21 protein-coding genes are annotated in these 22,560 nt (G+C 31.0%); 14 read left to right on the top strand and 7 right to left on the bottom strand.

Annotated elements, in window-relative coordinates; genetic code table 11:
• Window positions 1-151: 151 nt before the first annotated feature.
• Window positions 152-553: a 50S ribosomal protein L19 gene (gene rplS / locus FWJ34_RS05910; RefSeq protein WP_308254397.1), complete on the bottom strand. Its 402-nt coding sequence runs from the start codon at window positions 551-553 to the stop codon at window positions 152-154.
• A gap of 136 nt (window positions 554-689) precedes the next feature.
• On the opposite strand from rplS, the gene FWJ34_RS05905 reads away from it, so the two are divergent.
• The 8 genes from FWJ34_RS05905 to FWJ34_RS05870 all read left to right on the top strand — a co-directional run bounded on the left by FWJ34_RS05905 (window position 690) and on the right by FWJ34_RS05870 (window position 9,371).
• Window positions 690-908: a hypothetical protein gene (locus FWJ34_RS05905; protein ID WP_308254396.1), complete on the top strand. Its 219-nt coding sequence runs from the start codon at window positions 690-692 to the stop codon at window positions 906-908.
• Entirely contained in the window at window positions 898-1,077 is a 180-nt protein-coding gene (locus tag FWJ34_RS05900; protein ID WP_308254395.1) for a hypothetical protein, read from the top strand. The genes FWJ34_RS05905 and FWJ34_RS05900 overlap by 11 nt, the downstream gene beginning before the upstream one ends.
• 117 nt (window positions 1,078-1,194) lie before the next feature.
• Window positions 1,195-1,596 carry a hypothetical protein gene (locus FWJ34_RS05895; protein ID WP_308254394.1) on the top strand — a complete coding sequence of 134 codons (402 nt, stop codon included), beginning with the start codon at window positions 1,195-1,197 and terminating at the stop codon, window positions 1,594-1,596.
• Between the two features lie 260 nt (window positions 1,597-1,856).
• A complete protein-coding gene (locus tag FWJ34_RS05890) occupies window positions 1,857-2,978 on the top strand; it encodes an iron-containing alcohol dehydrogenase family protein (RefSeq protein WP_308254393.1) in 1,122 nt (373 codons plus the stop codon).
• Between the two features lie 415 nt (window positions 2,979-3,393).
• Window positions 3,394-5,349: a biosynthetic arginine decarboxylase gene (speA, locus tag FWJ34_RS05885; protein WP_308254392.1), complete on the top strand. Its 1,956-nt coding sequence runs from the start codon at window positions 3,394-3,396 to the stop codon at window positions 5,347-5,349.
• 142 nt (window positions 5,350-5,491) lie between these two features.
• On the top strand, window positions 5,492-6,127 hold the full coding sequence (locus FWJ34_RS05880; RefSeq protein WP_308254391.1) for a peroxiredoxin: 636 nt from the start codon (window positions 5,492-5,494) through the stop codon (window positions 6,125-6,127).
• Between the two features lie 263 nt (window positions 6,128-6,390).
• Window positions 6,391-7,713 carry a HAMP domain-containing sensor histidine kinase gene (locus FWJ34_RS05875; RefSeq protein ID WP_308254390.1) on the top strand — a complete coding sequence of 441 codons (1,323 nt, stop codon included), beginning with the start codon at window positions 6,391-6,393 and terminating at the stop codon, window positions 7,711-7,713.
• The gene (locus tag FWJ34_RS05870; RefSeq protein WP_308254389.1) at window positions 7,710-9,371 is read left to right on the top strand and encodes an AarF/ABC1/UbiB kinase family protein; all 1,662 of its coding nucleotides are present in this window, start codon (window positions 7,710-7,712) and stop codon (window positions 9,369-9,371) included. The genes FWJ34_RS05875 and FWJ34_RS05870 overlap by 4 nt, the downstream gene beginning before the upstream one ends.
• Before the next feature lie 28 nt (window positions 9,372-9,399).
• On the opposite strand, the gene hrcA is transcribed toward FWJ34_RS05870, so the two are convergent.
• Window positions 9,400-10,494 carry a heat-inducible transcriptional repressor HrcA gene (gene hrcA, locus FWJ34_RS05865; RefSeq protein ID WP_308254388.1) on the bottom strand — a complete coding sequence of 365 codons (1,095 nt, stop codon included), beginning with the start codon at window positions 10,492-10,494 and terminating at the stop codon, window positions 9,400-9,402.
• 420 nt (window positions 10,495-10,914) lie between these two features.
• The gene (locus FWJ34_RS05860) at window positions 10,915-12,459 is read right to left on the bottom strand and encodes an efflux RND transporter periplasmic adaptor subunit (RefSeq protein ID WP_308254387.1); all 1,545 of its coding nucleotides are present in this window, start codon (window positions 12,457-12,459) and stop codon (window positions 10,915-10,917) included.
• 133 nt (window positions 12,460-12,592) lie between these two features.
• Here FWJ34_RS05860 and FWJ34_RS05855 point away from each other — a divergent pair, with 133 nt between their 5' ends.
• The 4 genes from FWJ34_RS05855 to FWJ34_RS05840 all read left to right on the top strand — a co-directional run bounded on the left by FWJ34_RS05855 (window position 12,593) and on the right by FWJ34_RS05840 (window position 15,342).
• Window positions 12,593-13,126: a PadR family transcriptional regulator gene (locus tag FWJ34_RS05855; RefSeq protein ID WP_308254386.1), complete on the top strand. Its 534-nt coding sequence runs from the start codon at window positions 12,593-12,595 to the stop codon at window positions 13,124-13,126.
• 63 nt (window positions 13,127-13,189) lie between these two features.
• On the top strand, window positions 13,190-13,498 hold the full coding sequence (locus FWJ34_RS05850; RefSeq protein WP_308254385.1) for a KGK domain-containing protein: 309 nt from the start codon (window positions 13,190-13,192) through the stop codon (window positions 13,496-13,498).
• A gap of 23 nt (window positions 13,499-13,521) precedes the next feature.
• The gene (locus FWJ34_RS05845; RefSeq protein ID WP_308254408.1) at window positions 13,522-13,767 is read left to right on the top strand and encodes an HNH endonuclease; all 246 of its coding nucleotides are present in this window, start codon (window positions 13,522-13,524) and stop codon (window positions 13,765-13,767) included.
• Window positions 13,768-14,193: 426 nt separating this feature from the next.
• Window positions 14,194-15,342, top strand: coding sequence for an ImmA/IrrE family metallo-endopeptidase (locus FWJ34_RS05840; RefSeq protein ID WP_308254384.1), 1,149 nt, complete (start codon window positions 14,194-14,196; stop codon window positions 15,340-15,342).
• Here FWJ34_RS05840 and FWJ34_RS05835 read toward each other — a convergent pair.
• From FWJ34_RS05835 to FWJ34_RS05825, 3 genes are all read right to left on the bottom strand, one after another.
• Window positions 15,285-17,564, bottom strand: a complete 2,280-nt coding sequence (locus FWJ34_RS05835; protein WP_308254383.1) for an ATP-dependent helicase — start codon at window positions 17,562-17,564, stop codon at window positions 15,285-15,287. The two genes, FWJ34_RS05840 and FWJ34_RS05835, sit on opposite strands and share 58 nt — an antisense overlap.
• Before the next feature lie 338 nt (window positions 17,565-17,902).
• Complete coding sequence (locus FWJ34_RS05830) at window positions 17,903-18,523, bottom strand: hypothetical protein (RefSeq protein ID WP_308254382.1); 621 nt, start codon at window positions 18,521-18,523, stop codon at window positions 17,903-17,905.
• Between the two features lie 195 nt (window positions 18,524-18,718).
• Window positions 18,719-19,033 (bottom strand): DUF3593 domain-containing protein, encoded by a 315-nt coding sequence (locus FWJ34_RS05825; RefSeq protein ID WP_308254381.1) that lies wholly within the window; start codon window positions 19,031-19,033, stop codon window positions 18,719-18,721.
• 69 nt (window positions 19,034-19,102) lie between these two features.
• Here FWJ34_RS05825 and FWJ34_RS05820 point away from each other — a divergent pair, with 69 nt between their 5' ends.
• A complete protein-coding gene (locus FWJ34_RS05820) occupies window positions 19,103-19,882 on the top strand; it encodes a type 1 glutamine amidotransferase (RefSeq protein WP_308254380.1) in 780 nt (259 codons plus the stop codon).
• 148 nt (window positions 19,883-20,030) lie between these two features.
• Here the strand turns inward: FWJ34_RS05820 and FWJ34_RS05815 are convergent, their stop codons facing one another.
• Window positions 20,031-20,693 carry a class I SAM-dependent methyltransferase gene (locus FWJ34_RS05815; RefSeq protein WP_308254379.1) on the bottom strand — a complete coding sequence of 221 codons (663 nt, stop codon included), beginning with the start codon at window positions 20,691-20,693 and terminating at the stop codon, window positions 20,031-20,033.
• Window positions 20,694-20,873: 180 nt separating this feature from the next.
• On the opposite strand from FWJ34_RS05815, the gene FWJ34_RS05810 reads away from it, so the two are divergent.
• Window positions 20,874-22,430, top strand: coding sequence for a site-2 protease family protein (locus tag FWJ34_RS05810; RefSeq protein ID WP_308254378.1), 1,557 nt, complete (start codon window positions 20,874-20,876; stop codon window positions 22,428-22,430).
• Window positions 22,431-22,560: the final 130 nt, after the last annotated feature.

The following is a 22,560-nucleotide window of genomic DNA, read 5'->3' as shown; positions in this document are numbered from 1 at the left end:
ACTTTTTTAACTAAATTTTGTCAAGTATTAGAATTTTATAACCAGTTTATAGTCAGTTGGAGCTAAACTTCAAGAAAGTAAGACATTGACACTTTTTCTCGAACCCGATGAGGTATAACGAGATTCTTCTTTTAAGAAGGTTATAGAGAAATTATTTTGCTTTTGCCGTTTTCCCTTCTAAGGGGCGATCAAAACGTTGTTTAATACGGGTAGCCTTACCAACTCTATCTCTGAGATAGTATAGTTTAGCTCTTCTAACTTTACCACGACGAATCACCGTAATGTTAGCGACAACCGGAGAATGAATCATGAAGACTCTTTCTACGCCAACACCCTGAAAAATACGTCTCACGGTAATAGTTTCATTGATACCGCCATTACGCATAGCGATAATTGTACCCTCAAAGGGTTGTACTCTTTCTTTCCCACCTTCTTGAATGCGTACACCGATTTTCACCGTGTCACCAACATTTAGGGAGGGTAATGTACCTTTGTCTTTCAGATAACCGGCCTCAATCGACCGAATTATCGCATTTGCATTATTTATAGACATGGGAATTTACTTGTCAAAAACTCACAATTGACCATCATAGCTTTTTTCTAAATCTGTTGTCAATAAATATTTTTCTCAAATTTCTTAGAATAATGATTACAACAAAACTAAAAGTATAGCTGTTGCTACCGCCACTATGTCAGCAGAGCCTAAGGCAAAAGTTAATTTTTCTCGTGTGATCGCCCTTGATTCAGAAAATTTTCGATCTACTGAATGTAATGGCTTGGCACAGGTGGCATTAGATTTAAAAGACGTTGAAAGTGTGGCAGAATATGCTTTAGAATCAATACAAGGATCATTTGAATACTTTGGATGGAAAACCTTTAAACTACCGAGCTATTTTTATGGTTCGTAACCTTACGGAAGTAGTAGATTCTCAGGCTAGAATGTTAGAAAATCTGAATAAAGGGCATTTAATTCAACCAAAAGTTTTAGTAATGGGTGGTTTGCAACAAAATCTAATGGAAGCACGACAATGGCTTAACCAAAATAGCATTCCTACTATTGATATTGATTATGTATGATCAAACCCTGAATAATCCTTTTTGTACGGCAGTTCGGCTAAGGGATTTTATCCCCTCTCTGGATGCAGAAATTGCTCTTACCGTTGTTAAATCAAATCTTAGGGAGAAAAAATGAACATGAGTATAACAGTAATGCAGTTAACCAGTCAAGAAATTAGTGATTATCGAGATCAATTAGCGGAATGTGAATCTGCTATGATGGCCTTAGATATAATTGAAGATGCTGAAGGAAATTTAGAAGATGGTGCAACTTCTATCGCTTTGGCTATTGGGCAAACTCCTGATAGGGTAGATTGGTTAGAAGGTTGGGCAAAACGTTGTCGGGTAGCTATTTGTCAGGAAAATTTACGCTCTGATTTAGAAGATAATTACATTGAAACTGCTGTTAATTATTTATTACAGAAAAAAATTTGCCCTCCTCTATTGGTTATTCCTGTGATTATTTATGTCATTAAACAAGGAGTTAATCAATTTTGTGAACCACTTTCTTATCAATTAGGGGTTAAAAATGAGAAATAAAAATATTAGTTTTGTCACTGATAATTATTCTATTTTTGATTATATTATTGGTTCTTCAGTAGATAATAGTATGGTTAATTATTATTAATTAATTGATCGGATATTTAATCGTTAAAGTTGATACAATTCAAAAAATTTAAAAACATAATTTGATATTTGATATTTCCCTCTTCCCTCTTCCCTCTTCGCTCTTTCCTTTTTGAACCAATTTAGCATACTGCTCAAAAGCCAGATTATTTGATTATTTATTGTTATAGAAAATGAAGAAATCTCAACAAATTCAACCTATTGTAAAAGTTAATGATATTTTGAGTTTACAAGTAGCTCCTGCTAATATTATTAAGGGAGAAAATTGCTTAATAAAAAGTGGCAAGTTTATCGCTCATTTTGGTAAAAATCCTTTAATTGTTGGCGGGGAAAAAACCTTAAAATTAATAGAAAATTATCTTAATCCTATTAGTGAAGAATTTAATTTAAGTCTCTCTTATCATAGTTACAACCCTGATTGTTCGGAAGTTTCTTTAAAACAATTACAAAAAGCTGTAAAATCTCATCAAGCTGATGTTATTATCGGTGTTGGGGGTGGTAAAGCCTTAGATACGGCAAAATTATTAGCTTATAACTGTCATTTACCCGTTATCACTATACCCACTTCTGGGGCAACTTGCGCCGCATGGACTGCATTGAGTAATATATATTCAGAATCTGGTGCTTTTCAATATGATGTCACTCTCAAAAATTGCCCTAATTTACTCATCCTTGACTATAACTTAATTGCCACAGCCCCTGTTAACACATTAATAGCAGGTATTGGTGATGCTATCGCAAAATGGTATGAAGCCTCTATCAGTAGCGGTGAATCTAGTTCAACTTTAACCATTGCCGCCGTACAACAAGCAAGAGTCTTAAGGGACATTTTACTACAAAAATCAGAAAGTGCGTTAAAAAATCCCTTGAGGGAAGAATGGAAAGAAGTTGTTGACGCAACAGTATTGTTAGCCGGAGTTAGCGGTGGTTTAGGAGGAGTAAATTGTCGTACAGTAGCAGCTCATGCTATACATAACGCTTTAACTCATTTTCCTGAAGCACATCATCAGTTACACGGGGCAAAAGTAGCCTATGGTATTTTAGTACAATTACGACTAGAAGAAATGATCGTTAATAATCAATTAGCAACCGCTGCCAGACAACAATTAATCAAGTTTTACCATAATATCGCCTTACCTTGCACTTTAGAAGATTTAGGCTTACATAACATTACTTTAGCTCAATTGCGTTACTGTGCCGAACTTACCTGTCAACCTTCATCAGATATTCACCGCTTACCTTTTAATGTCACTCCTGAGCAATTAATCGCCGCTATGGTTTCGACAACAGCGTAAAGAATTTAGAATGAAAAATGACAAAATTTCAAAAGCAATGATGACTTAATTTTTATCAGTATTTTTTTGTTGAGAAATTTAACGGGAGTCGTCTTTTGACATTTTCAAGATAGTTAATTAAGGAAAGATTGAGGATTAAAAATTAAGGTAAGTACTTGGGCAAAATTAATTGTATATAATAGGCAATGGGTAACAAGGGGTTTAAACCCCTTGCCTTGCATTGTTATCAAAGGCTTGGGAAAAATAAAATCCACAATTAATTTTACTTACCTACTTATTATGAAAGTGCTTTAAATTTAATAAATGCTTGTCTAAAGATACTAAATATATTTATTTACCTTGATAGATATATGTACTTAATTATGAGTATAATATTAAAAAGTAGTTTTTTTATTCTTATATTTTTTCTTAAACTATGACTAATTCTTGGACTATTAATGATAGTAATAAACTTTATCAAATAGAGGGATGGGGTGAACCTTATTTTTCTATTAATAATCAAGGCAATATTACTGTTTCTCCTCGTGGTAATGATTATAAAATAGATTTATTTGAGTTAGTTGAAAGTCTAAAAAAAAGAGATATTCATTTACCTTTATTAATTCGCTTTTCTGATATGTTAGATGATCGATTAAAAAGATTACATGAATGTATGAATGAGGCGATCGCTCGTTATAATTATCAAAATGTTTATAGAGGAGTATTTCCGATTAAATGTAATCAACATAAACAATTAGTCGAAGCATTAGTAGAATATGGAAAACCTTATAATTTTGGTTTAGAAGTTGGCTCAAAACCAGAGTTAATTATAGCTTTGGCTACTTTAGATATTGATAAAACAGGAGAAACTTTATTAATTTGTAATGGCTATAAAGATGAAAATTATTTAGAAACGGCTCTTTTAGCTCAACAATTAGGTCATAATTTAATTATTGTTATTGAGCAAATAAGTGAATTATTTATTATTCTCAAATTGAGCAAAAAATTAAAGTTAAAACCTCAGTTAGGAGTCAGGGCAAAACTACAATCTAAAGGCTCTGGGCATTGGGGTAATTCTACCGGAGAAAAAGCTAAATTTGGTTTAACAATTCCTGAAATTGTCACAGTAGTTAATAAATTAAAAAGTGAGAATAAATTAAATTGTTTACAATTATTACACTTTCACATTGGTTCACAAATTTCCTCTATCGCCGTAATCAAAGATGCCATTAGAGAAGCCAGTCAAATTTATATCCAATTATCGAAAATGGGTGCTGGAATGAAATATTTAGATGTTGGTGGTGGTTTAGCAGTAGATTATGATGGTTCAAAAACTAATTTTTATGCCTCAAAAAACTATAATATGCAAAACTATGCTAATGATATTGTGGCGGCAATTCAAGAGGCTTGTGAGGAGAATGAGATTGTATCTCCTATTTTAGTCAGTGAAAGTGGAAGAGCCATCGCTTCTCACCAATCCGTGTTAATTTTTAATGTGGTAAGTAGTAATAATCCGCCCTTAGAATTACCACAAAAAAGTGTGGAAAAAGAGCATTTAATTATCCGCAATTTATGGGAAACGTATAACAGCATTGAGGAAGAAAACTATCAAGAAATGTACCATGATGCGGTGCAATTTAAAGAGGAAGCTATTAGTTTATTTAATTTTGGTTATCTTAGTTTAGAGGAAAGAGCAAAAGCTGAACAATTATACTGGGGATGTTGTTATAAAATTTATCAAATTACTAAAAATGAAACCTATGTTAGTGATGATTTAAACGAGTTAAATGATTTAATGATAGCTACTTATTATATTAATTTATCTGTGTTTCAGTCAGCTCCTGATGCTTGGGCAATTGATCAATTATTCCCTATTTTACCTATTCATAGGTTACATGAAAAGCCAACATTAAAAGCAATTTTAGCTGATTTAACCTGTGATAGTGATGGTAAAATTGACAAGTTTATTGATTTATTAGATGTTAAAAATGCCTTAGAATTACATCCTTTACAAGTCAAAGAAGAAATAAATATTAATAACCCAGAAAATACTGATTTTAAACCTTATTATTTAGGAATGTTTTTAGTCGGTGCATATCAAGAAATTATGGGTAACTTACATAATCTTTTTGGAGATATAAATGTTGTTCATATTGAGAGTAAACAAGACAATTATCAAATAAAATATGTTGTCAAAGGAGATACTGTAACCGATGTTTTAAAATATGTCGAATATTCCGCAGAAGATTTAATCGAAAAACTCCGTTGTTTAACAGAAAAAGCCTTACAAGAAAAACAAATAGATTTAAAAACATCGCAACTTTTAATCAAAAATTATGAGGAAAACTTGCGCAGTTACACTTATTTAGGAGATACCTCCCTTCATCCCTAGCTAGAACTATAAACTAAACTTAGATAATTTGTAAAATTTTGTGAAGATGTACAACAAAAAAGTAAATTGATAAAATAATCACAGAAAAATATGACACAATTAAAATCAGTAATTAATTTAAGTTCAATTTTATTTTAAACCTATGACCTTACAGTTAGGAGATACAGTTCCCAATTTTACTCAAGCCTCTAGTTTAGGTGATATTTCTTTTTATGATTGGGCAGGAGATAGTTGGGTAGTGTTATTTTCTCACCCAGCCGATTATACCCCCGTTTGTACCACTGAATTAGGTACTGTAGCTAGTTTACAATCTGAGTTTCAAAAACGTAACGTTAAAACTATCGCTTTAAGTGTTGATGATGTAGAATCTCATCAAGGTTGGATTAACGATATTAACGAAACTCAAAACACCACTGTTAATTATCCTATCCTTGCTGATGGCGATCGCAAAGTGGCAGATTTATATGGTATGATTCATCCTAACTCTTTAAACAATCTTACTGTTAGAAGTGTATTTATTATCGATCCTAACAAAAAGTTACGCTTAACGATTACTTACCCTGCAAGTACAGGTCGTAACTTTGATGAAATTTTAAGAGTTATTGATTCTTTACAATTAACTGATTATCACCAAGTGGCAACTCCGGCTAACTGGCAAGATGGAGGAGATTGTGTAGTAGTGCCTTCTATCTCAACGGAAGATGCAGTGATTAAATTTCCTAAAGGTGTCACAGAAATTAAACCTTATTTGCGCTTAACTCCCCAACCTAATAAATAGATAATAAGTAATAAGTAATAGCTAATAAGTAATAGGTAATGAGGAATGAAAAATTAATTTTCGTCTTCAGTCAATATTGTGGAATTCTGACAAACAAAAAAATATTAGAAAAAAATGTAGCTTCATTATCATTATCTTTTCTTTATTTTTACTAAAAACATCATGAATCAATAAAATAGTCAAAAGTTTAATTATAAAATTATCAGTCATCAATTATAAATTATAATAAACTTTAACTGTTAATACTTGCTCTTGATAAAATAATGGATGGTATCTTTGATGTCGATATTGCTATAACGGCAAAAATACTCAAACTAGATCGTTTTTTAATTCTAAGATTTAAGTATGAAAATTTGTCTAGCCAAAATCAAACAGAGAGGATTCCATCGGCAACGGTAGAAATTACTTATAATTGGCAATTAAATTCAACAGATACCCATAAAAAAAAAATTATTTCTTATCAATTATTAGATTCCCCATTAACTTGTTATGGTTGGCAAAAAGCACCTTCTTTTACGAAAATAAGTAATAAAAAACAATTAGATAATCTTCATATTTATCATGATATTATTGAAGTTTTTGATCTCACTTTAATTCAATCTTTTTTAATTATACCAATGGTTTTGCAACGAAATCCACAAAATTCTCAGCCTTTAATTCTTGGTTTATTAGTAATGGAAAATTATAAACCTAGACGATGGCAAATATCAGAAATAGAAACAGGAAAATGGATGGCAAAACAAATTACTTCTTCAATTATTAATCAGCAAACTATTGCTAAAGTTCAATCATTAGTTGATGAACGTACAAATCAGCTACAAACAAGTTTAGATGTACAGGCAAAATTGGGCAAAAGAATGCGAGGACATATAGAAGAGTTACAACGTTTAAATAAAATTAAAGATGAGTTTATTGCTAGTCTTAGTGATGCCTTAAAAACACCTCTTTCTAATATGAAAATGGGAATAAAAATGTTAAAATTAATAGATAAAAATGAAAAAAATATTCGTTATTTAGACATTTTAGAGGATGAATGCGAAAAAGAAATTAACTTAGTAAATAATCTTTTAACTTTACAAGAATTAGAATCAAATCAATTAGCTATTGAACCTCAAAAAATTTATCTTAAACCTTTATTAGATGATTTATATAACTCTTTTTCTCAAGAATTACATTATCAGCAAATTAATTTAGTTATTGACAATCAACAAGATTATATTTATACTGACTTAAATAGTATGTCCTTAATTATTAAAGAGTTACTGACCAATGCTAGTAAATTTTCTTCAGAAAAAACTCAAATTACTTTACGAATTTATCGCAAAAAATCTGATAATATTATTGAGATTACTAATTATGGATGTGCTATTAATCCAGAAGAACAAATACAAATTTTTCAGCCTTTTTATCAAGGGCAACAAATAGAAAATGTTACCAATAGTGGTACTGGTTTAGGGTTAGCTTTAGTCAAATCTTTAGTACAAAATTTAAACGGAATAATTGATGTTTCCAGTATTTATGTTAATCAATCAGACAATTATTTAAACACTTTTACCATTACTTTTCCTCAATTATCGAATGAATGAGATCCTTGCAATATAATTTATCTTGGGATAGCAAAAATTATTCTCCCTTTCAACGTCAATGGGATATTTTTCTCGTAGCGTTGCAATTTTCTTGGTTTATATTTATTGATTTTATTAATCAAAATAATTCCCGTAGGCATTATCATAAAAGAGCTAAATGGTTAGTAAAAAAATTAATTAAACTTGGGCCTACTTTTATTAAAATTGGTCAGGCTTTATCAACTCGTCATGATTTAATTCCTATAGAATATGTAGAAGAACTTAGTAAGCTACAAGATCGAGTTCCTCCTTTTTTGTCTGAGAATGCTATTACTATTATTGAAGAAGAATTAGGAGATAAATTAGATAATCTATATAATGAGTTTCACCGTGTACCTATTGCTGCTGCTAGTTTAGGGCAAGTTCATTTAGCAACATTAAAAACTGGAGAAAAAGTTGTTATAAAAGTACAAAGAAGAGGTTTAGAAAAATTATTTAAACTAGATTTTCAAGTCATAAAAACTCTGATTAATTTTGGTGATCGCTTTTTACCCGGATTTAAAAAATATCAATTAAAATTAATCTATCAAGAATTTTTTGAAATATTATTCGCTGAAATAGATTATATTAAAGAAGGAGAAAATGCCGATCGTTTTCGCTATAATTTTCAAGATGACGAGCGAATTATCGTCCCTAAAGTTTATTGGCAATACACTACTAAAAAAGTTTTAACTTTAGAATATTTACCTGGGATAAAAATTAATGATAAAGAAACATTAGAAACAAAAAATATACCTCTTAAACCTTTAATTGAATTGGGAATTTGTACCTATTTAAAACAACTATTAGAAGACGGTTTTTTTCAATCAGATCCTCATCCCGGCAATATGGCAGTAAGTAAAAACGGTTCAATTATTTTCTATGATTTTGGGGCGATGGCAGAAGTAAAAGGATTGGCTCAAGAGCAAATGGTACAAACATTTTTTGCTATGCTACGAAAAGACGCTGATCAAGTTTTAGAGACATTAATCTATATGGGATTAATTGAGCCTGTAGGAGATATGACAGCGATAAGGAGATTAATTAGCTTTTCTTTGACTCGTTTTCTGGATAAACCAGTGGATATTAACGCTTTTCGAGAAATTAGTACGGAAATTTATCTGATGTTTGAGCAACAACCTTTTCGTTTACCTCCTCAGATGACTTTTATTATCAAAGCCATAACTACCCTTGACGGTATAGCCCGTAATTTAGATCCGCAATATAGCTTGATGTCTGCCAGTCAACCTTTTTTCCGCAGAATTAGTCGTTCTACTCCCCCTAACAATATCTTCTTAATGATTGCTCGTCAAGGTCAAATCTTGATGGAAAAGCAATGGAAAAAACCCTCCCGTTTAGAAACCACTATCCAAAATTTTCAAGAAAAGTTAGAACAAGGAGAACTACAAATTAGGATACGTTCTTTAGAAAATGAAAGAATTACTAAGAGCATTTATTTAGCCATTAAAACCTTGATTTATAGTTGTTTAGCAGGTTTTTCTTTGCTCAATGGCATTCTTGTTGTTTCTACGGTTTATCACTCATGGGCGGTGATTTTATTCGGTTTTACGGGATTATTTACCTTTTTATTATTGCGATCGCTTATCACTTTAATCCTCTCCGAAAAATTATTAAAATAACCTGAGTTTAACTCAATAAAGATTATTTTTAGGTTTCAATCAGAGATATTATTTCTGATAAATAATCCGCCGTTGATTGCACCAAGGCGATCGCCTGTTCATACGCCATACGAGTAGGTCCAATAATACCGACACTGCCCACAGGATATTCTCCTTGATAATAATAAGCTGAAATCAGACTACAAGACTGCATTGATTCTAAGGGATTTTCAGAGCCGATCCGAATTTTTACTTTTTGGCAAGAATGATCATATTCATTAACATTAAAAATTAAAGGTAAAAGCTGATCTTGCTCTTTTTCTAGTAAATTCAATAATATTTTTACTTGTTCTATATGAGAAAATTCAGGTTGTTTTACTAATTGTGAAAGACCTTGAATCAAAATAGGGGTAGAAGTTGAGAGACGATAACTTGATTTTATTTTTGTTAATAAACTTTTAATAAAATCTGCATAAATATGAAAATCATCTTTTAAATCACTCCAATCTAAATTACTTATTTCTGTCAGAGATTGACCTTTTAATTTATGGTTTAAATAGTTAGATAAAAGTTCTAATTCTCGATCAATTATTTCAGTATAATGATCATCATGGGCTATTTTTAACTGATTACTTTCTAATAAAACCGACTCAGTTTGATAATTATCAATCACCATCACTAACATAATTTGATCATTAGCTAATCTTAGTAATTGGATATGATGAAGAATATTACTAGCAATTTGAGGTAAAGTAATTAAAGCAATACAACCACTTAAATTAGCTAAAATTTTAGTAATTTTTTGAAAAATAATCTCGTAACAACTAAAGCTAGTAGAAAAGTTAAAATCAAGAAATTTATTCAGGGGAAACTTAACAGAATTGTCAATATTGATTAATTGATCAACATAAACACGATAACCTGAGTCCGACGGGATTCTTCCTGCTGAAGTATAAGGTTGATATAGAAAACCTGCTTTTTCCAATTTTCCCATAGTATTCCGAATCGTAGCCGAACTAACACTAAAATTATATTCATCAATCAGAGTTTTTGAGCCAACAGGTTCAGCCGTAGCGATATAATGTTTTACAGTAGCCTGTAAAATTTTTTGATGGCGTTCATTGAGCGTAATTTGAACAGTCATCTTTAGATATATTAGTTTTTATTAAGATTTTTTTAAGATTCTGCTAGTATAACAATGAATAATAAATAATGCAGAATTAGAAATAAAGACTTTTCCTAGGGTTATTAAATACTTGGTAATACAAAAAAAAGATGATGTGGCGAAAATTTTAAAATCTTTTATTATTTATAAGTAAGTGAGTAAAATTAATACTGCATTTTATTTTCCTCAAAGGTTGACGAACAGTATTTTTGTTAATAACAATTAAACTGAGATCTTGCATGACTTACATTAATACTTAATAGTTAAAGGTGAGAAAATCAATTCTATAGATGGTTAATGCCAATTCTTATACTTATTACTCATTACTCCCCCTTACCAGTCAATTTTTGGATAGGTGCAAGATCTGACTTGACTTTCTCATTTTTCTGATGTCGTCATCTACTTCTCTGGGAGTGGCATTACTGGGGTTTCATCGGTTAAATTCATAATCCCTGCCGTCACTATGCGATCGCCTACTTTTAAACCATCTAAAACTTGATAATCATTTCCTTGAAGACTACCCAGATTGACTAATTTTTGTTTAGCGATAAATTGAGGTTTATCAGGGGAAGAATTTTCCATCCCTTCAACGACAAAGACAAAGGTTTTATCCCCTAAACGAAATACTGCTGTCGCTGGTACTAAAACACCAGAACTTTCATTCCATATAACTTTCACTGGAACAGAGCCTTGATTAAATAAATTTACTGAAGTATTTTCAAGGGTAGCTTTAGCTAAAACTAATTGAGTATTGGCTGTGACATTGGGGGAGATAAAACTAATTTTTCCTCCTGTCACGGTTTTTCCTTGAGCATCTAAAATGACGATGGGTAAACCTAAACGTAATTTACCAGCTTCTTCTACGGGAATTGATAAATTGACTTCTAAAAGGTTATTTTCAGTAATAGTAGTTAATTCATCGCCCGAATCCAGATAATCTCCCTGTTTAACGGGTATATCCCCAATAATGCCTGTAAAAGGTGCAACTATTTCTGTTTTTTTAACTCTAACATCGATGGAGTTTATTCTTGCTCTTGCTTGTGATACATCCGCTTGAGCTTGGGCGATTTCTTCAATTCTTGCACCGTTTTCTAAACGTTTCAAATTTGCTTTTGCCCGTTCTACTTCTGCTTGTAACTCATTAAGATCTGATTTTCTTCCTTTTTTTAAAGCCGATAAACGCCGTTGTGCTTCCGTTAAAGACGCCATAGCTTGACGTTGAGTTTTTAGTCTTTCTTCAAATTGATCTTGAGAAATAGCCCCTTCTCGTTGTAAGTTACGATACCTTTTCACTCTTTCATCCGCTAATTCTAACTCGGCTTGGGCTGATTCTACCTGTGCTTGAGCTTGAGCAATTTCTTCTGGGCGCGCACCTTCTCTGGCATTATTTAACCTTGCGATCGCCTGATTTAATTCAGCTTTAGCTTGATCAATATCCTCAATACGACTACCGGTTTTCAGTTCTGTTAAACGGGCTTGAGCATTTTCTAATTGAGCTTGAGCTTGAGCTAATTCTGCTTGTAATTCATCACTTTCTACCGTTAAAATTACTTGTCCCCCTTGAACTGTCTCACCCTCTTTCACTAAAATTTGACTAATTCTTCCATCCACTTCTGATTTGACTGTAACTGCTTTAGGGGCATCTAATACACCCATGACAGTAGTGCTATCTTCTAAAGATTGACTGGTTAGAGTTACCCATTTTACGGGTATAGCTTGAGATTGTCCACTGGTTGCGATAGCTGGAGGTTTAGCACCTTTATTATTCGTAGTTAACCATAAATTTTTCCCAACACCAGCAATTACAGCAACAAAAATCACACTTCCGATTATCCGCCAACTAAAAGACGATTTTTTCTTAGTTTCTTGGTTGGAGGACAAAATCTGTAATTCTTTTTCAATATTTGATTCTTCACAAGGAGGAGGAGAGTTAGGATTAACCATATTAGTCAAGAGGTGATAGTTAATAGTGAATAGTTAGTCAAGAGATGATAGTTAATAGTTAGTCAAGAGTTGATAGTTAAAATTTATTATATCATTATAGTATATCAATTTGATATAAAATTTGAAGAATCTCATGTTAGAATTAGCAACGTTAGGATTATTACAACAAGAATCACTCCACGGTTATCGCCTCAAACAGCAGTTAGAATTATTCATGAGTGGCTGTATTAGCGTCAATTATGGTGCAATTTATCCCTTATTAAAACGTTTAGAAGAAAGAGGATTTATTCAAGTTTTTGTAGAAGAAGAGAGTAATATTTCTCGCAAAATTTACAGCATCACAAATGAGGGTAAAATCAAATGGCAAGAGAAAATGTTGGAGCATCCCCATGAAAGTTGGGTTAATTCTCGTTCTCGTTTTATGATTAAGTTTTTCTTTTTTAGTTATTTAGAACCCCAAGAAAGATTAAAATTATTAAGCCATCGTTTTATGACTTGTAAATTATATTTAGAAAAGAAAGAATTAGATTTTGATCTTGTTTGTCATGATCCTTATCAATTAGAGGCTTGGCATCGATGTAAGTTGGCGATCGTTGATGAAATTGAATGGTTAAGTATTCAAGTAGAAACTATAACCAAAATCATAAACTTAACAGAAACTTTTTAAGCAATAATTTTGAGATTATAATGTAATAAGATAACAAAGTAACTCATTAAAACTATTTATTCGATGACAGATAACTATCAACCCCTAGAAAATGAATCCCACGCTATTAATATTATTGATCAAGATGTCCATAGATTTTATGTAGGAGAATCTATGTTTAAATTAGGACATTTAATCGAAGGAATTAAGTGTAAACTAATTGATAGTTCTCGCAGTGATTTATCTAAAGAAAATATTAATTTGAATCGCAAAAAATGGATTAATGACGGTGTAGAAGTTGAATTATTAAAAGTTGGTGCTTTAGGTTGGCAAAAAGGTAAGTTAAAATTAAAAGTTACTGTTGAATTTTGCCCTGACGAATCAGTTAGATGAATTTAAACAAAATTAATAATAAAATGGCGAAAACTCCTCGTATTTTAATTCCTTTAGAAGTTAGAAAATATGTTTATAATCGAGATAATTATCAATGTCAAAGTTGTGGCAAAAATACAAAAGAAACAACCTTAAATATTGATCATATTATCCCATTAGCGAAAGGTGGAAGTAACGATATTAGTAATTTACAAACTCTTTGCCTTAAATGTAATCAGAAAAAAAAAGCTAATATTGATAGTCGTTTTCATCGTCATTTTAGTGATTAACCTAATCTTTTAAAAGAGGCAATTCCTTGGTTTTGTGTAACTCAAAACTTTACATTTAGTAAATCGGCAGTTAGGTAATTTACTAGGGATAAATAAAATAAGATTAATATTAAGAATACTTTAGAAAAGATAGGATTATTGTAGAATGGAATAAATAAACCTTAACTGTCTGTTAAGTAAAGTTAGTTTAGACTTCTTGCACCAAGTGGAGTAATGAGTAATAAGTAATCAGTAATGAGTTAAAAAATCAACATTTTTCACCTTAAAACAGATTTTAGTTTGAATTTTGCAAGAGGTCTTTTATTATTTAAGGTTTAGTTACAAAATAATTAATAATTAACCAAGGAAGTAAAAATAAATATTAATTAACAGATTAGCAATACAAAAATTTTATAAATTACGATTTAAGTAAAGGAGGGCAAAACTATGACAAACACTTTAACAATGGATGCCCTATATGAAAAATTAGATAAATTTGGGATTAAGAAAGGTTACGTTAAGAAAAATGGATTACCCAGTTGGTGGGATGAAGAATTGAATAATAAACCGGTGGCAGTTTTAGAGTGTAGTGGTTATATTGCTAAACGTTTTGGCTTAGATTTAAAATCTTTGCTGTCAGAAGATGAAGTGATAAAATTTAAAGTACAAGCACAACCAAAATTTAGACAAACACAACATCAAATCAATACACAACCTGTTATAGCCTGTGGATTAGCTAATCGTATTGCGGAAATGGTTGCTTATGGTAGTGAGATTACTTATACATTTCTTCCTATTAATCCCCTAGAAATTAGAAAGCAAATATTACAACATCATTCAGTGGTTGATTTAAGTAGCTTACTTGAATATTGTTGGTTGATGGGTATTCCTGTAGTTTATTTTAATGATTATCCCCAAAATGCTAGTAAATTTCAAGGAATGATTCAATGGCATCATCAAAAACCTGTTATTACTATTAGTTATAAATCTCAGCAGAAAGCAAGGTTAGCTTTTATTTTAGCTCATGAATTAGGGCATCTAGCCTTATCTCATGTTAAAGATAATTCATATATTGATGATAAAATTAGTTTTGATTCCCATGAAAAAGAAGAAGAAGAAGCTAATCAATTTGCTGTCAGTTTGTTATTAGGCGAAGCTAATAATTGTTTAGAAGGTAAATTAATTTATGATTATGAACAATTAAAACAAGAAGTAATAAAAGTCAATCAAAAACATTCTAGTCTTGATATTGGTTTAATTATTTTAAATCATGCTTGGCATAGTAAAAAATGGGGCATGGCAAATAAGGCTTTAAATGACTTCTTTCCTGTTGATAATGCAGGAAAATTTATTAATCAATTTTTGGCTAATCGATTAAATTGGGATGTATTTGATGATGATAGTTATGAGTATTTAGCTGAAAAAATAGATAATTATGATGAAGAAACGGATAATTATAGTGACACAAATAACAATCGCCCAATATATGGTAAAGAAGAATCCTTAAAAGTAATTATTGGAGGTAACAAGATTTTCTATTACTGTGATTTTTGCAAGAAGTCTATCACTGGGCAAGGTTTTGAATCTTGTAGTTGATTCTTATTACCATTATCTTCAAAAAAATTCCATTGCCAAGGTGCTTTTTTCGCTGATGACATCCATAATAATCTTTTAGCCCTCGTCATGGCTACATATAATAAACGATATTCTTCAGCTTGTTTTAGTTGGTGAGTTTTCTGAGATGCTAAAAAAATATTCGTCAATGGTGGTTTATTGTCACAAGAATATTTCTGATGAGTAAGCGATCGCAAAATAGTTCTAGCAACATCAGGTAAACTAAAGTTACCTAAGAATCTACCACTTTTTGGCACATAAGGATCAGCCCCGCCCGGAATAACATTTTCATGTAAGAATGGTAAAAAGACATAATCCCATTGTAACCCTTTTGCTTTGTGCATTGTCATAATAGTAACTTGTCCATTTTTGCTATAAATATCCTCATTATCTATTTCGACACCTTTAAATTTTTCAGAATTAATAATTTCTTGTAAAGTGGAAATCATCGTTTTTAATGAACTATTACCTATAATTTGTTGATAAATTGTTTCGCTTAATTTTTGGGCAGTTGCCAATTCTGACTTTTTATATCCTAACAAGGAAGAAATGAAAGGAATTAATCGATAATGGGGTAATTCTAAACGAGCTTTTAATAACTTTAAACAATAATTTTTAGCTTTTTTTATATGTTCAGATTGTGGTGGTTCAATCGCACTAGGATATAAAAATTTTTCAGGATAAATACTTAAAGCGTTTAAGTCTTGAGCTTCAATTAAATCTTTATTTTGCAGAGTTTCTAGGGTATTTTTGAGATATTCACGAGAATGAGGACAATCTATAAACTGTAAAATAGATAAAATTTGTTGCGGAATCTCAGTATAATTATTAACATCATGGATTAATTTTACTAAAATTTTATACTGTGAGTTTAAATATTCTAAGTGTTTAGCTAAAAAAAATCCTTGTCGATTTTCTCTAACTAAAATTGCTAAATTATAACTGTCTTTAGCTTCTTCATTATTAAATAATTGAATAATTCTTTTACCTATTAATTCTACTGTTTTATATATATCTTCAGGCTCATAAATTTCGACGCCTTTGCCTTCAGCTTGTGGATTTGCATCGGATTGTTGATCTTCTTTTCCCACAATTTCAATATATTGCTCTCGAAAAGGTAAAATTGATTCTAAGTCATTTGTTAGTTTATCGGGCAATTTTTGCCGAATATTCTGATTAACCCACTTTAAAGTCTTATTAGCTGTCTCGATAATAGTTTTACTGCTTCTTCCTGCTTGATTCATGGTAAAAAATTGACCATTTTCTTGACACTCGTGGCAAAAAAGACGAAAATAAAGGGGATCAGATGCTGTAAAAGTAGAATTTATCGCTTGATTAGGATCGCCTACCCTGACAAAATTCACCTTACCATTATTAGTATCAGTAGCTAAAATTTCTAGCAATTTTCCTTGTAATGGGCTAGAATCTTGGGCTTCATCTTCAAATACTCCAAAAACTTCTTTTTGCCACATTTCCCTTGCTTTATCGTCTTCTAACACTCGCAATGCACCTAATATTAAATCATCATAGTCAATTAAACTTTCTTTTTTCATCAACATCTCATACTCTTGATATAATCCTTTAGCCATCGCTATTAAACGATAAGGATTATTAAGATCATCTTGTAACGTGTCGAGTTCATAATTTGTTAAACCTGAACTTTTAATTTGACGAATGACATTATGAGCAAATTTAGGTAAAACTTCGGTTAGTAACGCCGAATCTCGCCGTAATCGCTCACTTTCTTCTCCGTCAAAATTATTACTTTTTAAGAGTAGCTGATAATAAGCCCCATTATTTTTTGCCCATTCTGTCACCGTTGTGCGGAGAATACGATGACTCGGAGTAGCATCAATTAAAGTACTACTTTCAAGATGAAGTTGTGACAATAAAGGATGACGATTTGCAATATTAACCGCCAATCCGTGAATTGTTTGCACACTGAAACCAATAGATGGTAAATTTAATTGTTTTAAATTGTTTTTAATTTTATCTTTAATACTAGCTGTAGCTGATCGAGTATAAGTAACTATTAGTAATTGACGATTATTATTAAGATTATGATTCTTAATAGTAACCGTAGCAGCAACAGCTAAACTATGGGATTTTCCTGCCCCCGGCACGGCTGAAATTGCCATTTTACCGCCTTTCCATTCTCCTAAATATTTTTGTCCTTCTCTTAAGTTATCAATTAAATTTTGCATTTTTATTTACTAAAAAATACTTTAAATAAATATAGTATTTCTATTTAGGTTGTGGCTGGTAAAATTAAACATTTTCTCATTTGTCATTTGTTATTGTTAACAAGGATTTCCCCGTTATTTTTGATAGTCTTTGATTGTTTACAAATCCTAAGCGGATTGCTATATATCATATTTATCTAAATTATACAAGTATTTTGTTCAGTATTTATCATCTTTTTAATCTTGCTTGATTCATTTAATAAAATAATAAAAATCTAAGATTTATGTCAAATTTTAATTATGGTTACCTGAAAAAGTATGAATGGGTAATAATGCTCAAATTCTAAATTCTAAAACCCTTAATTATGGGTAGCGGGGGGAATAAAGCGAATTTCAATGCGTCTTCTTACTTCATCAGCCTGACGATTAAGAGGGGCTAATTCTCCTGAAGGCAAATATAATTGAGCACCAGAATAAGCTCTAAATTTGACGTTTTTAAACTGCCCTTGGGCTTGTAATTCTTGCACCACCCCTAAAGCTCTCATTAAGGCTAAATCAGCATTAGAGCCCGGATTTAACTGAGTAACTTTTAATTCATTTTTCGCTACTTTTTCTAAATTTTGATCTAAATTTCCTGTTAATTCTAAAACTTGTCCATCTGTATGGCCAATTACTTGGATAAAATCGATTTCTCTTTCTTCAATAATTTTCTCAATTTGAGGAATAATTTTGTTATTTATATACTTTTTAAAATCTGGGGTTAATTCTGCACTTCCAGATTTAAACTTAAAATTACCTGATTTTTCATCAATTACAATAGGTGTAGCTGATTGTAACCTTCGATTTAATTCTAAAGACTGAAATAAAGCTAATAATAATAAAAAGCTCATAATCATAAAAGCATTAGACATCAAATCTGTAAAGGAAGGAAAAACATTTAAGTCTTCATTTTCTTTGACATTTCTTCGACTCGATCTCATTATTTTATTTTAAAATGTTAGGATGCTATAGTAATCCGATTTGATTTGTGGCATTTTCGTCGGGAAAAATTGAGAATTGAGAATTAAGAATTGAGAAATGATTTGAGTTTGAGAGTTATTACTATTTAATTTACCCCAACCGATTTTCCGATTGCTATATTAACTAATATAGATAAATATTCTCACAATTAATCATTATTTTTGATTTTCTTTTTCAATAACTACTTGACGAAATCCTAATACGACAAAAATATTTGATAAAGTTAAAAAAAATTCTGCACTTCCATGTAACCAATCAACATTGGCTAAGGATGTTTGATAATGAGTTTCAGCATAAATTCCCGCAGGTATAGTAATAGCTACGAATAATAATAGTAAATAAAAGCCCATTAAAGCTATTTTAGGTACTTTTTGTGAGCGAGTCAAAAACCATAAAAACCCAAGGTAAGGAAAAAGAGAAAAGGCGAATAGAGTTTCTTTACTGACAAAACTGAGAGTGAATGATTCCATGATGTTAAAATGTGATTAATCCAAAAACAGATTCTAGTTCATATTACTAATTTTATTAATGTATTATTCATGACCATACACTTAACAATTGGTTGGCTTTATCCTAAATTAATGAGTACCTACGGTGATCGAGGTAATGTTATCTGTTTAGAAAGAAGATGTCAATGGCGTAATTTAGATGTGTCTATTTTACCATTAGATCAAGATACAGATATAAAAACCTTTTCGGAATTTGATGTTATTGTCGGCGGTGGCGCGCAGGATAGACAACAAGAAATTGTCATGCGAGATTTACATGGTGAAAAAGCTGAGATTATGAAAGAGAAAATCAACACTGGTATTCCGGGGGTTTTTACCTGTGGTTCACCGCAATTATTAGGGAATTATTACGAACCAGCTATAGGGCAGAAAATAGACGGTTTAGGTATTTTAGATTTAGTGACTAAACATCCAGGGCAAAACGTTTCTCGCTGTATTGGCAATGTTGCTTTTGATATTGTTGCTTCTCCCTTGCTAGAAGATTTAAAGGAAATGTTAGGAGAATCTCCTACGGTGGTAGGTTTTGAGAATCACGGTGGAAGAACTTATTTAGGAAAAGTTTCGCCTTTAGGTAAAGTGGTTAGGGGTTATGGTAATAATGGTGAAGATGGTTTTGAAGGTGCTTTTTATCAAAATTCTATCGCAACTTATGCGCATGGCCCTCTTTTACCTAAAAATCCTTTTTTGGCTGACTGGTTAATTATCAAGGCGATCGAACAAAAATACCAAAAAAAAATTACTTTAACACCCTTAGATGATAGTTTAGCGAATAAAGGGCGCAAAGCAATGTTAAAAAGAATTTTAACTTAATAATGATTCGTGGCAAAATCAACATGACAAATTTCAAGGCAAGGGGTTTAAACCTCTTGTTTCATAAGCATTTAATAATTTATTTGTACTATAAAATAGTTTACAACTGATTTAGGATTGCTATAGCTCATAAAGGAATGCTATACAATTATTTTTTCAGGGCTAAAGTTAAACCATCTCCAATAGAAATTATACTTAAATCAATACGATAGTCTTGAGATAGTTTTTGGTTAAATTCTCTTATTTTTTTAGTGGGATTATCGTTAATATTTTGATCAACTACTTTATTATCCCAAAACACATTATCAATAGCAATTAAACCATTTTTTCTCACTAATGTTAAAGATTTTTCATAATAATTATAATAGTTACTTTTATCGGCATCAATAAAAACAAAATCAAAGGTTTCTGTTTCACCTAATGCAATTAATTCATCTAAAGTATCTAAAGCTGGTTTTAAATGTAAAGTTATTTTATGATCTACTTTAGCTTTTTGCCAATAATTTTGAGCAATATCAGTAAAATCTTTACGGTTGTCACAGGCGATAAGTTTTCCCTCGTCAGGTAAAGCTAAAGCCATGGCAGTTGAACTATAACCCATAAAAACACCTATTTCAAGAATCTTTTTTACTCCTATTAACTTAATTAATAATGCCAAAAATTGAGCTTGATCGGGGGAAATTTGCATTTTTCCCAATGGATGAGAAGATGCTTCTTGACGTAATTCCTGTAAGATTTTCGATTCTCTTAAAGAGACTGATAACAAATATTCGTATAATTGAGAGGATAGGTTAAGATTTTTGATGCTCATTTTTGATTATAAATAATGGAGAATTCGTTAAAGTATAAGGTGTAGGGAAAATCTATAATCTATAAACTATCAACTATAGCAATTCTAAATCATAATGATTGTTAAGCTATATTTCTAGCAGAATATCTCAACTGCTCAACAAATGTCAACTATTAACAGTCAAAAATTAATTAATAATTTATGTTTAATTTATCCAATAATTTTACCATCATCGCTATTACTTTACTTGCCTTAATTATAATAATTTGGGGTTATAATCGAGCCAAACCTTTTGGAGAAATTGGTATTTTAGCTTGGTTACAATCATTAACTTTAATGACTCCTTGGTTAGTCTTTTTTGGATTATTAGCCACAGGAATATATATTAATCTTATTGCTGTTATTTTACTCTTAGTTTTATCTTCAGGTATTTACATTTATCTAGGTAGTTTAATTAGGAAAAAAGCTGAAAAAAATATTAATCTTAATCTTGATGACATCAAAAAACAAATAATTCAAAATGTTAATAACAGTGACGCTATTAAAGACAATAATGAAAATTTATCCCTAAATAAACCCTCCACTTTAAACGAAAATAAATTTCCTCTAAAAATAGAACAAATAAAACCTGATTTTACTCCTATTAATGAAGACGATTTAAAAATTATTAAGACTATTTTTGGGATAGACACTTTTTTTATTACTGACACAATTCCTTATCAAGAAGGGATTATTTTAAAAGGAAATTTACGAGGAGAAGCGAATTATACTCATCAACATTTAACGGAAAAATTAACCGAAAAATTAGGCGATAAATACCGTTTATTTTTAGTAGAAACTCCCGAAGAAAAACCAGTAGTAATTATTTTACCTAGTACTAATGATCCTGTTCCCTTAACTTTAGCACAAAAAAACTTAGCCTTAGTCTTATTTTTAGCGACAATTTTCACCACAATGGAAGCTATCGCTTTACTCTTAGGATTTGATTTAGTAGGTAACTGGAATCGTTATCAGGAAGTATTACCTTTATGTATTGGTTTATGGGTAATTTTATTAGCCCATGAAATGGGACATCAAATCATCGGTGCTAAAAATAATGTTAAAATTAGTTTACCTTTCTTTTTGCCCACGATTCAAATTGGTAGTTTTGGTGCGATTACTCGTTTTGAATCTTTAATCCTGAACCGTTCTGTATTGTTTGATATTTCTTTTGCGGGACCTGCTGCTGGATTTGTCGTTTCTTTAGCCATTTTACTTTTTGGGTTTTTAATGTCTCATGATGGCACGGGTTTTGAAATTCCTACTACTTTTTTTCAAGGCTCAATATTTGTTGGTATTTTAGCTAAATTATTTTTAAATTCTGCTTTACAAAGTGAAACCGTTGGTGTAAATCCTTTCCTTATATTAGGTTGGTTAGGCTTAGTTATCACCGCCTTAAATTTATTACCCGCAGGGCAATTAGATGGTGGTAGAATTATTCAAGCAATCTATGGCAGAAAAACCTCTCGCCGTGCAACCATTGGCACATTAGTAATTTTAGGTATTGTTAGCATCCTCAACCCTATTAATTCTTTACCTTTTTATTGGGCGATCGTAATTTTATTTTTACAAAGAGACTTAGAGCGTCCTAGCTTAAATGAAATAACTGAACCTAATGATAAACGAGCAGCATGGGGATTAATATTAATTTTCTTATCTTTAACTACTTTAATTCCCATTACCCCCAGTTTAGCCAGTCGTTTAGGTATTGGCTTTTAATAACCCTCTTTTGTCAGTTTCCGATTTTAACTATTATTAAATATTTTCAAACAGCTTGATAACTAAAGATTAAAGCATACTACAGAGTCAAATTTACTAATTTAAAGTTTCGATTTATTTCATATTATTA

Source organism: Geminocystis sp. GBBB08 (assembly GCF_016743215.1).
Taxonomy (GTDB): Bacteria; Cyanobacteriota; Cyanobacteriia; order Cyanobacteriales; family Cyanobacteriaceae; genus Geminocystis.
The sequence above is the reverse complement of the archived record's forward strand: the minus strand, read 5'-3'. Positions and strand labels throughout refer to the sequence as shown.

Excerpts from the sequence above, each read along its gene's own strand:
- FWJ34_RS05860 (WP_308254387.1), bottom strand. The coding sequence starts at position 12,459 with ATGGTTAATCCTAACTCTCCTCCTCCTTGTGAAGAATCAAATATTGAA.
- FWJ34_RS05810 (WP_308254378.1), top strand. The coding sequence starts at position 20,874 with ATGTTTAATTTATCCAATAATTTTACCATCATCGCTATTACTTTACTT.
- FWJ34_RS05880 (WP_308254391.1), top strand. The coding sequence starts at position 5,492 with ATGACCTTACAGTTAGGAGATACAGTTCCCAATTTTACTCAAGCCTCT.
- FWJ34_RS05825 (WP_308254381.1), bottom strand. The coding sequence starts at position 19,033 with ATGGAATCATTCACTCTCAGTTTTGTCAGTAAAGAAACTCTATTCGCC.
- FWJ34_RS05840 (WP_308254384.1), top strand. The coding sequence starts at position 14,194 with ATGACAAACACTTTAACAATGGATGCCCTATATGAAAAATTAGATAAA.
- hrcA (WP_308254388.1), bottom strand. The coding sequence starts at position 10,494 with ATGACTGTTCAAATTACGCTCAATGAACGCCATCAAAAAATTTTACAG.
- FWJ34_RS05870 (WP_308254389.1), top strand. The coding sequence starts at position 7,710 with ATGAGATCCTTGCAATATAATTTATCTTGGGATAGCAAAAATTATTCT.
- FWJ34_RS05890 (WP_308254393.1), top strand. The coding sequence starts at position 1,857 with ATGAAGAAATCTCAACAAATTCAACCTATTGTAAAAGTTAATGATATT.
- speA (WP_308254392.1), top strand. The coding sequence starts at position 3,394 with ATGACTAATTCTTGGACTATTAATGATAGTAATAAACTTTATCAAATA.
- FWJ34_RS05830 (WP_308254382.1), bottom strand. The coding sequence starts at position 18,523 with ATGAGATCGAGTCGAAGAAATGTCAAAGAAAATGAAGACTTAAATGTT.
- FWJ34_RS05855 (WP_308254386.1), top strand. The coding sequence starts at position 12,593 with ATGTTAGAATTAGCAACGTTAGGATTATTACAACAAGAATCACTCCAC.
- FWJ34_RS05835 (WP_308254383.1), bottom strand. The coding sequence starts at position 17,564 with ATGCAAAATTTAATTGATAACTTAAGAGAAGGACAAAAATATTTAGGA.
- FWJ34_RS05815 (WP_308254379.1), bottom strand. The coding sequence starts at position 20,693 with ATGAGCATCAAAAATCTTAACCTATCCTCTCAATTATACGAATATTTG.
- FWJ34_RS05850 (WP_308254385.1), top strand. The coding sequence starts at position 13,190 with ATGACAGATAACTATCAACCCCTAGAAAATGAATCCCACGCTATTAAT.
- FWJ34_RS05895 (WP_308254394.1), top strand. The coding sequence starts at position 1,195 with ATGAGTATAACAGTAATGCAGTTAACCAGTCAAGAAATTAGTGATTAT.
- FWJ34_RS05905 (WP_308254396.1), top strand. The coding sequence starts at position 690 with ATGTCAGCAGAGCCTAAGGCAAAAGTTAATTTTTCTCGTGTGATCGCC.
- FWJ34_RS05900 (WP_308254395.1), top strand. The coding sequence starts at position 898 with ATGGTTCGTAACCTTACGGAAGTAGTAGATTCTCAGGCTAGAATGTTA.
- rplS (WP_308254397.1), bottom strand. The coding sequence starts at position 553 with ATGTCTATAAATAATGCAAATGCGATAATTCGGTCGATTGAGGCCGGT.
- FWJ34_RS05875 (WP_308254390.1), top strand. The coding sequence starts at position 6,391 with ATGGATGGTATCTTTGATGTCGATATTGCTATAACGGCAAAAATACTC.
- FWJ34_RS05820 (WP_308254380.1), top strand. The coding sequence starts at position 19,103 with ATGACCATACACTTAACAATTGGTTGGCTTTATCCTAAATTAATGAGT.
- FWJ34_RS05845 (WP_308254408.1), top strand. The coding sequence starts at position 13,522 with ATGGCGAAAACTCCTCGTATTTTAATTCCTTTAGAAGTTAGAAAATAT.